General features: G+C 61.2%; 8 protein-coding genes. 2 read left to right on the top strand and 6 right to left on the bottom strand.

Features of this window, described 5'->3' with window-relative positions:
* Positions 1–55 precede the first annotated feature (55 nt).
* From Q7V20_RS20945 to Q7V20_RS20970, 6 genes are all read right to left on the bottom strand, one after another.
* A complete protein-coding gene (locus Q7V20_RS20945; RefSeq protein ID WP_304795582.1) occupies positions 56–400 on the bottom strand; it encodes a hypothetical protein in 345 nt (114 codons plus the stop codon).
* Positions 401–672: 272 nt separating this feature from the next.
* On the bottom strand, positions 673–1,734 hold the full coding sequence (locus tag Q7V20_RS20950; protein WP_304795584.1) for a DUF932 domain-containing protein: 1,062 nt from the start codon (positions 1,732–1,734) through the stop codon (positions 673–675).
* Positions 1,735–1,875: 141 nt separating this feature from the next.
* Positions 1,876–2,886 carry a toprim domain-containing protein gene (locus tag Q7V20_RS20955; protein ID WP_304795586.1) on the bottom strand — a complete coding sequence of 337 codons (1,011 nt, stop codon included), beginning with the start codon at positions 2,884–2,886 and terminating at the stop codon, positions 1,876–1,878.
* 35 nt (positions 2,887–2,921) lie between these two features.
* Entirely contained in the window at positions 2,922–4,520 is a 1,599-nt protein-coding gene (locus tag Q7V20_RS20960; RefSeq protein WP_304795587.1) for an ATP-binding protein, read from the bottom strand.
* Positions 4,521–4,591: 71 nt separating this feature from the next.
* Positions 4,592–4,909 carry a hypothetical protein gene (locus tag Q7V20_RS20965; RefSeq protein WP_304795589.1) on the bottom strand — a complete coding sequence of 106 codons (318 nt, stop codon included), beginning with the start codon at positions 4,907–4,909 and terminating at the stop codon, positions 4,592–4,594.
* 40 nt (positions 4,910–4,949) lie between these two features.
* Positions 4,950–5,423, bottom strand: a complete 474-nt coding sequence (locus tag Q7V20_RS20970) for a hypothetical protein (protein ID WP_304795591.1) — start codon at positions 5,421–5,423, stop codon at positions 4,950–4,952.
* 482 nt (positions 5,424–5,905) lie between these two features.
* Between Q7V20_RS20970 and Q7V20_RS20975 the strand changes: the two genes are divergently transcribed.
* Both Q7V20_RS20975 and Q7V20_RS20980 read left to right on the top strand, forming a co-directional pair.
* A complete protein-coding gene (locus Q7V20_RS20975) occupies positions 5,906–6,697 on the top strand; it encodes a DUF1845 domain-containing protein (RefSeq protein ID WP_304795592.1) in 792 nt (263 codons plus the stop codon).
* A 451-nt stretch (positions 6,698–7,148) separates the two neighbouring features.
* The gene (locus Q7V20_RS20980; RefSeq protein WP_370652534.1) at positions 7,149–7,403 is read left to right on the top strand and encodes a helix-turn-helix transcriptional regulator; all 255 of its coding nucleotides are present in this window, start codon (positions 7,149–7,151) and stop codon (positions 7,401–7,403) included.
* The last annotated feature ends 635 nt before the right edge of the window (positions 7,404–8,038 follow it).

Genomic DNA, 8,038 nt, shown 5'->3' on the forward strand with positions numbered 1-8,038 from the left:
AGATCACTTGCGCGCACCCCGATCGTCCACGATGGCGCTGAAACGCCGTCCACGATCAATTTGAAATGCCGTCCACCATCACGCTGAAACAGCGTCCACGATCAGCCTGAAATGCCGTCCACGATGGGCTGAAATACGCAGCCAGGGATGCCGTTAGTGCAGCGGGTGACTTCAGCAGCGCCATGAAATCCTGGCGCGGCGGGAACAGGGTGCTTTGCCCGATGTGGACGATGAAGGACCACATTTGATCCTGGCTCAACTCGCACAGATGATCGGCCAGGTCGGCATCAAGGGCGAACTTTCGGCAGGTCGATACCCGATCCTGTTCGATGCCCAGCCTGATGGCCTGGAGCAGGTACAGATTGGTCAACTGCACTTCGGTGAGTTGGATGGCGCTCATGGTCGTTCCCGTCGGTGGACCCGGATGGGGCGTGGTGGTGAGGTTGGTCTGTTATTGGTTTGAGGGTGAGGTGAACACGGTTCCAGCGTATCCGCCAATGCCACATCGAATCAATGGCTGATGCCAAGGCAGGTGTTATTGCCATCAACAAGGCCCCGCGATGGCTGGCGTATTTGGCAGTGACAGCCATGGGCATTCAAAAGAAAGACCACCGGTGCTCAGCCCCGGTGGTTTTGTCAGCGATATTGACATCGCATGCTATTGCCCAGCCGTCAAGCAGCTTGGGCCAACTCCTTCCAGTCCTTCGCTGACAGCTCAATCAGCTTGCCGCCCAGCGCCTCGAACTCGGTCGCACGGTCGTAGTCCTCGACTTCTTGTGAGAAGTGCGTGACCGCGTTGACCAGGCCATAGCCCGAAAGCTCACCGTCTGCGATCAGGTGCCGCAGCACCCCCGCACGTTCGGTGTCGTTCAAGGTGTAGCGCTGCGCCAGCACCTCGACCGTCTTGACGGGGTTGCCCACCAGTGGGATCTGCAAGGTCTTTTGCATCTTCTGCGCCGCCTGCATGAAGCTGGCCTCTGACACCGCCGCCTGCACCACGTCGCGCACCTTCAGGAAGAAGGCCTTGTCGTCGGCACGCAAGGTGTCGTCCTTGAACACCAGGATGCTCTCGTCACCACCCATGGCGCGGCCGACATGGGTCTTGCGCAGCGAGTGGTCAGACGCGATAAGGCCATTGCGGCACACCAGGCGGAACAGCAGGGGCTGAACCGACAGCGTGCCCTGGCCGACCTCCGAGTTGGAGATCACCACCCCGGCCTGCACGATGTCGCCCGGTGCCATCTCGACCTTCAGGCGCGGCGTGATGCACTTGAGGTACATCCGCGTGTCGGTGAGCTCCACCGATTCAAACCGCACATCGGGCAACTGCTGCAGGATGGGCAGCACGCTCTCGGCCAGGTCGTAGTTGTCCAGGCGTCGGTAGCGGTCAGACAGCACGGCCCGGACGTGACCGTCCAGCGTGCGGATCATGCGGCGGTCGTCGTCGCTTTGCAGCCAGGTGTTGACGTTGCGGTCCAGCAGCACCGGTTGCTCGGCCCGCATGCGCTCGAAATACGCATACGGGATCCTCAGTTTGTCGGCCAACTGGCGGCGCGCCAGCGGCATGACGCCGTACGGCATGGAGCCGCCGCCTTCGTCAATGACGAGACGGGTTTGGCCCGTGTCGTCGGTGTCGTGTCGCAGCAGCGACGAGGGGACCACCAGGTCCTTCTTGGAATGCAACTGGCGCTCAAGTTCATGGGCCAGGCTGACAAGGGAGCGTCCGCTTCTCATATCAAACTCCTATTCGGAAAAAAGAAAGGCGGAGACGGCATCACCCACTCGCGGGGATGCACATCCCCGCCAGGGTTGATGACGGACCGGGCTCAAGCCGATCCACACAGGGCACGACATCGATCGTGCAAAACACAATGTCTATTCAGCGCAGGTGGCTTGCTCCACCCTGGCCAGCCACACATCGGCCCAGTCCGTGCCCGCCGGTTTGGGCAGGAACACCCGCACCTGGCGAGGGCCGGTCTGGCGCTCTTGCTTTTTAAGCTTGCGCGCCAGGGCGAAGGCGAAGGCCTGGCCATCGAAGTCGGCATCGGCGTCGTTGTCGGCGTAGATGCAAACGGTTCGCACCGTGTCAGGCAGCCACAGCTTTTCCAGGTTGCCTGCACTCAGGCCCGCCCAGACCGGCTTGCCGGTGGCCAGGTGCACCGCCAGGGCGGTTTCAATGCCCTCGGTGATGGCCAATTCCTGCGTGGCCTCGAACAGGCGCACAGCGGCTCCATTGATGCCCGAGGACAGCACTTTCTTGGCATCACGCACCGCAGCCTTGCAACCGCCTTTGAGATACGTGCGGTGCAGGGTGACGGCATGCCCGTCCGGGCCCTGAATGCAGGCCAGCATGGCGGCGTACTCGGCCACCTTGTGCGTTTTGCCCGTGGCGGGGTCTTTCTCGAAGTAACCCAGCGCGGGGTGCAGGCGCAGCACCTTGGGGTAGCTTGGCAGCGCCAGCCCCCGGTTGGCGAGGTAGCGGTCCACCTCATCACCGTGGGTCACAGGCTGGGCTTCATCCCAGATGCGCTTGGCCAGGGCCTTCATGTTGATCGCCGAGGGCTCTGGTGATGCGGCTAGCGCCATGGAGGGCTCAGCGCCCACACACCGTTCGACCTCGTTCAAGGCCGTGTTGAAGTCCAGGCCCTTGACGGCTTGCAGCAGCTTGAAGCCGCCACCTGCCCCGCAGCCACGGCAGTGGTAGTTGCCTTCGCCGAACTTGTCGGTGTACTGAAAGCGATCGGTGCCGCCGCACAGCGGGCAGGGCAGGTTGCGTTTTTTGAGGATCTGCTCGTCAACGCCCAGGCTGGAGAGAATTTCGCTCCAGCGGCCGTGCGCACGGCGTTTGATGCCTTCCACGCGGTTGGCGTATTCATGGTTTTGCATGATGGACTCCTTGTGAGATGTCACAGAGATTGGTTTCAGTCGAGAAGGTCGAGCGAATGGCTGGGCGCAGGCCCTGTGCCGACGCTTAGCGCAAAGCGTTTGCCGTGGAGCAAGGGGTACTTGCCCAGCTTGAGGTTCTGCAAGAGCGAATCGAGCGTTTGCAGGGGATCGACCGAGCGCAGGCGGCAGATCAGATCGGCCAGTGCGTCGCGGTCGGCTTCCATGTCGTTGGCCAGGTACTGGTCGTGCTCATCCATGAACGACGAGGCTTGGCGAACAGGCTCGCCAGAGGTCTCCCCCTCTGGGATGTACAGGCAACCTTCGTGGTGAAGGCCGCTTTGGGTGATGTCCACCGACTCGGTGCCGACGGTGATCCTGATCCGATCGCACAGGATGACGGTGGGCCAGATCCACCGGCCTTCCAGTTCCGTGCGGTGCTGCTCGGACACGACCTCAATGGCGACGGCCTCTCGCTCAGGAAAGCGCACCAAGGGCTGCGCCCAATGGGCCGTGTGCAAGCCGAGCCAATCGATGACCAGGTGGCCTTTGGCTCGCGAAAACAGCCAGAGTGCCGCGTTCTCATCGTCAAGCACATCCAGGGCCGACAAGGTCGCAGCACCTGCTTCGATGGCCTGGCGCGATGGCGCGGTGGTGACCTGTTGAAGGTATTCAACGCCACTGCTGTTGTCCTGCGTGGGGTAAGCCACGATGTCGCTGCACAGCACGCGCGGCAGGGCATCAATGTCGTTGAGCAGGTCCAGGTGGCCCCAGGACCGCATCGCCGAGTAGTAGTCCTCGACGAAGCGCTCTGGTGCCATCCGGGCCTTGGCTGTTTCGAGCACTTCCCGCCAACAAGCCTTCAAGGCTGTCTCGATGCGCCTGCGTTGCAGGTCCTCGTCGATCAGCTTGTCCCGGTCCGGCAAGCGGGCCACAAACTGCTGTGAGTCCAGGTGAACAACGTTGACCTGATCCACCGACCAGTAAGGCGGACGCATGACGCAAAAGCCTTGCAGAAACACCAGGGTGTGGTGGTTGTGCTTGCAATCTTGCGTACCCGTGAGGTACACCGCGCCGATGGGGCTGGGCATCATCGGCAGATGGGCTTGTGCCAGGCGACGCTGCAGTGGCTTGCCATTGAACAGCACCGCAGTGGGAAACCCCAGGCACAGCGTGTCGATGCGGGCAGCCAGATCGGGTAGATCGACGCCATGCAGTTCGATCAGCGTGCCATGGATGGCTTGCGCTGGTTCAATCTGCGTGACATCAAACAAGGCCTGGTCCAGGGCTGCGGCGGTGTCGATGTCAACACGGTGCAAGCCCGAGGCGACGATGCAGCGGGAGGCCGCGTACAAGCACTTGGAGAAGCCGACCCCGAAGGGGCGCTCATCGGTGCAGGTGACGGCATCCCAGCCTGACTCGTGAAAGCTCAGCAGCTTCTGAAAGTCGGCCATGCCGCATCCATCATCGCGAACGCACAGCACCTGCGTGTCGGTATCGTGGTCAACCTCAATCTGCGTGGCACCCGCGCGGCGGGCGTTTTGCAGCAGCTCGGAGATGAGCGTGAAACGGTCGGTGAAGGCGTAGCCCTGGTTGCGCAGGGCGCCTTCTTCATTGATTCGAACCTTGATCTGCATGATGCTTCTCCAAAAGTGAAGGCGGCACCAGTCCCCGGCGGGACAGGCCCGCCAAAGGGGTGAACAAACGGTCAGCCAGCACGGCGAACCGCTGGGGTGAACAACTGGCCCGCGTGCAGGGCCTCGACCACGCTGTGGTCTACAAACTCCCAGGGCAACTGGTGCTGGGACCACACGACTTGGCCGCGTTCGTCCAGCCGTTCGACCTTGAAGCCCATCGGATGCCAAAGCACCCGGTAGGTCAGCCAGTCGGCTCCGGCGATGACGAACAGACGACCCGCGCGGCCAGTGAGCACTTCGCTTTCCTTGACCAGGAACTCGATGTCTCGGGCTTCGTGGACGGCCAGCATGGGGATGCCATGCCCACGCATGAATGCTTGGTTTTGCACAGGAGCTCCTTTCAGATCCAATGACGTCAGGAAAATGGCTTCAGGCAAACAGGTCGCCTTCCTGGGCCATCTGCTTGAGCTGCTCGTTGATCCACTGCGGGTTCTTGGCCAGCCGGGCCTCAACCCATTGGGGCTGGCTGGCGATGGCCTCTCGGACCCATGGCGGGTAGCGCGCCATGGAGGCGGCCAGCCAGGATTTCAGGCTGCGCCGGATGTGGTCGCGGATGTCTTGTGCATCCACCAGACCGCAGTACGCGATCGGTGACAGCGGGCTGCAACCGACGACGCGCAAGCAGTTCACGAACGAGAAGGGCTGTTGCTCTTTCTCGCGCTCGGTGAACACCCAGCGCAGGGTGTCGAACTTGTCTTCCAGCGGCGTGGCCGGATCAGACAGTTGCTTGATCTCCTGCAACAGCCGCCAATGCAAGAAGACGATGTCCTCTTCGCTCCAGTCGGGTTGTGATGGTTCGTCGTCGGGTACGACGTTGACGAGGGGTGTGCTGGTTTGCAGCATCGATGCCTCCATGGTGAATGGGAGGCACGGCTCACTCGGGGTGGAGGCAGTGCCCCCACAGGGTGATGACAAGTCGGTGCGAGACCGACGGTGATTGAGGTGACTCCAGGGCTGGCTTGAGCGGGATACCCCGCCTGAATCGGTGTGCCAGCGACCGATCGAAGAAAGCTTTCGGGGGGAGGGCGCGAGGGAGGCAACAACGCCGCCGCCTCGCCCTCACCTCGCAAGCCGCTTCGACGGCATCGCGACGCTGGTGGGCGTCATGAAATCAGCATGAAACTCCAGGGCTTGCCTTGTTTGAATGCAGGGGCCAGCTGCTGCATGGGGCCAAGTTAGCCTCAGTGCCAGCCGTGGTCAAGATCTGAATGCCACCAAAATCGAGCTGGTGCCGAAAGGGCCTTCAATGGGGGGCCATTTCCGGTGGAGATGACTCCGTGTGCTCCGCAAGATGGTGGCGAGCACGCCAGCCAGGGGAGCGCCACATGTCGGACAACCAGATCGTCAAGATGGACCAGGGTGGGGTCAACGCCCGGATCCTGGCCAAGGAGACCAAGGCCGATTTTCGGCGCATTGAAGCGGCGAGCGTGAAGATGCCCACGCGTTTTACCAGTGCCGAAGGCAAGCGTTACTTTGTCCGCCTGTTCAGCACCTTGCAGCTCAACACTCATTTCATCTCGGTGATCGCACGCACGCGTCTGGACCACGGTGACATTGCCAAGGTCGAGGCCACCATCCGGGCACAACTCGATGCCGTCAACGAAAACCTCAACCAGGCCATTGATGGCGCCGAGGCCTTGTTCAAGGTGCATGGCATCACCAGCGCGGCCACGTACGACACGGTGCCCTTGGCGATTGAGGTCGGGGTGATGTCGTCTTCTGGTCGCAGGTTTCTGGAAGTGTTGGGCAAACTGGACCAGCTGATGCCGCTGTTGCAGACGCTGGAGATCCACGAGGTGGTCTCGGCGCAGGCCGTGGACATCGAGCGCGCAGGGCTCAAGCGTCAGGTGCGCGATGTGGCCAATGGCGCCCGCAACTTCGCCATGGGGTTGAGGCGTCGGATGAATGCGCTGGATGGCCGAGAGGCCGGTGGCAAGCAGAGAATACCGGCCGAGACTGTCGAAGAGCAAGCCGGGGATGCGGCACCAGTCGATGCCACGGCAGATCAAGGGGATGATGATCTATCTGTTCAAGCCGAGTCATTGCCGTTGGAGTCGTCAGAGATAGCTACGGCTGTGGACGCGGAGCCAGCAGATGCCGATGCCTCACCGAAGTGAAGCCAGCCTTTGCTGAGGGCTCGCTGGCAGGTGGTGCGAAAGCGCTACCCGCAATGTGCGGTGATCCTGGGTGTTTTCGGTGAAGGACCGAATGTTTGCCTTGATGCTGCCCATGACCTCAGATACGGTGGCGTCAGAGCGCTCATTTTTGTAATGTGTGCATGCCATTACCCGCCTCATCGCGGCGGCGTCGCAGTCGATACCTGCCTGCTTGTGAATGACGCTGGTCGCGCATGACGCGATGCCAGCTCTGATTCGTCTTTGCTCATGGCAGTGCTGGTGGCCTGCCTTCAAGTTACTTTCAATCGTTGGAGCCAACACCGTGCGACCGGAACGCCGTCGGTGTGAAGTGGAGTTCAGCGTTCCTACCGGCTTGCGCCATCCTGACCTAGCGCAGCCGCCAAAGAGCAGGTCATGACTTCCATCGGCACATGCCGTGCGAGGCCAGATCATGCCCAAGACAATCACCGCCCATGTCGCTGCATCAGCGGCACCTATCGCCACGCCTTCCCCGACAACACTGCCGCCCATGGGATTTTTAAGGCAATCCCAGGTGCTTCAGTTCGTGCCTATTTCCAAATCCACTTTGTGGCGGCGCGTGCGCACGCGAACCTTTCCCGAGCCCGTGAAGCTGTCCGAGCGCATCACGGCCTGGCGTGTGGAAGACATCAGGCGATGGATTGCCGAGCAAGGCCTGCCAACTTGACTGCCATGCCGCTCGTTTGCGGTGCCTGATGCACGTCTTCGGTCAACAGGCTGGCGACCGAATTGGGGCATGCGTGAGACGCGAGAAACCCGGCTCAACCACATGGCGAAATGTGGCGCTGCATACATCGATTTTCGATGCGCTGACATGGTTCATGGATGGCAAGTGTTCCCATAACGAGCCCTGGCCGTCGAAAATTTCAACGTATCCGGCGCGATCACGGCCCGCTGGTTGATGCCACAGAACTTGCTTGTGATTTGAGGTCCCCGCTCTGATTTGCGTGTGGCCCTTCAGGCCAGCCCAATGCCGAAACCCCCCGGATTCACTGGCGCTTTTGACTGGTGATCGTTGTCGAGGAGGTTGAGCATGAAAGCGCATCGCAATTTGAGGACAGGGGATCTAAACAGGGAGTGGGTCATGTCATGCGATCAAGAAACAGAGCCGGGTAGGGACACGGCTGCCCAGTCAATCAGGATGCTCAAAGCGGTGATTGACTGCGTATTTCAGCCCATCGTGGACGGCATTTCAGGCTGATCGTGGACGCTGTTTCAGCGTGATGGTGGACGGCATTTCAAATTGATCGTGGACGGCGTTTCAGCGCCATCGTGGACGATCGGGGTGCGCGCAAGTGATCT

It is taken from the genome of Aquabacterium sp., assembly GCF_030652515.1.
Taxonomy (GTDB): Bacteria; Pseudomonadota; Gammaproteobacteria; order Burkholderiales; family Burkholderiaceae_C; genus Aquabacterium.

Coding starts and splice junctions, on each gene's coding strand:
- Q7V20_RS20945 (WP_304795582.1), bottom strand. CDS start 400: ATGAGCGCCATCCAACTCACCGAAGTGCAGTTGACCAATCTGTACCTG.
- Q7V20_RS20950 (WP_304795584.1), bottom strand. CDS start 1,734: ATGAGAAGCGGACGCTCCCTTGTCAGCCTGGCCCATGAACTTGAGCGC.
- Q7V20_RS20955 (WP_304795586.1), bottom strand. CDS start 2,886: ATGCAAAACCATGAATACGCCAACCGCGTGGAAGGCATCAAACGCCGT.
- Q7V20_RS20960 (WP_304795587.1), bottom strand. CDS start 4,520: ATGCAGATCAAGGTTCGAATCAATGAAGAAGGCGCCCTGCGCAACCAG.
- Q7V20_RS20970 (WP_304795591.1), bottom strand. CDS start 5,423: ATGCTGCAAACCAGCACACCCCTCGTCAACGTCGTACCCGACGACGAA.
- Q7V20_RS20975 (WP_304795592.1), top strand. CDS start 5,906: ATGTCGGACAACCAGATCGTCAAGATGGACCAGGGTGGGGTCAACGCC.
- Q7V20_RS20980 (WP_370652534.1), top strand. CDS start 7,149: ATGCCCAAGACAATCACCGCCCATGTCGCTGCATCAGCGGCACCTATC.